Below are 692 nucleotides of genomic sequence, written 5' to 3'. Positions count from 1 at the left end.
CGGTAATGACTCCAACTTATTGATAGTGTTTTATGTTCAGATAATGCCCGATGACTTTGTCATGCAGCTCCACCGATTTTGAGAACGACAGCGACTTCCGTCCCAGCCGTGCCAGGTGCTGCCTCAGATTCAGGTTATGCCGCTCAATTCGCTGCGTATATCGCTTGCTGATTACGTGCAGCTTTCCCTTCAGGCGGGATTCATACAGCGGCCAGCCATCCGTCATCCATATCACCACGTCAAAGGGTGACAGCAGGCTCATAAGACGCCCCAGCGTCGCCATAGTGCGTTCACCGAATACGTGCGCAACAACCGTCTTCCGGAGCCTGTCATACGCGTAAAACAGCCAGCGCTGGCGCGATTTAGCCCCGACATAGCCCCACTGTTCGTCCATTTCCGCGCAGACGATGACGTCACTGCCCGGCTGTATGCGCGAGGTTACCGACTGCGGCCTGAGTTTTTTAAGTGACGTAAAATCGTGTTGAGGCCAACGCCCATAATGCGGGCAGTTGCCCGGCATCCAACGCCATTCATGGCCATATCAATGATTTTCTGGTGCGTACCGGGTTGAGAAGCGGTGTAAGTGAACTGCAGTTGCCATGTTTTACGGCAGTGAGAGCAGAGATAGCGCTGATGTCCGGCGGTGCTTTTGCCGTTACGCACCACCCCGTCAGTAGCTGAACAGGAGGGAC

The 692-nt window shown here is 54.5% G+C and carries 1 protein-coding gene; it reads right to left on the bottom strand.

Annotation, left to right across the window (positions count from 1 at the left end; translation table 11 throughout):
• Window positions 1–16 precede the first annotated feature (16 nt).
• A protein-coding gene (locus tag R0J92_RS21515) for an IS1-like element IS1B family transposase (RefSeq protein WP_244581521.1) occupies window positions 17–692 on the bottom strand; the annotation gives its coding sequence in 2 pieces (ribosomal slippage) (window positions 17–465 and window positions 465–692; 677 coding nt annotated over the 2 pieces). This gene is flagged as partial in the annotation.

This window comes from Tritonibacter sp. SIMBA_163 (assembly GCF_046535935.1).
Lineage (GTDB): Bacteria > Pseudomonadota > Alphaproteobacteria > Rhodobacterales > Rhodobacteraceae > Epibacterium > Epibacterium scottomollicae.
The sequence above is the reverse complement of the archived record's forward strand: the minus strand, read 5'-3'. Positions and strand labels throughout refer to the sequence as shown.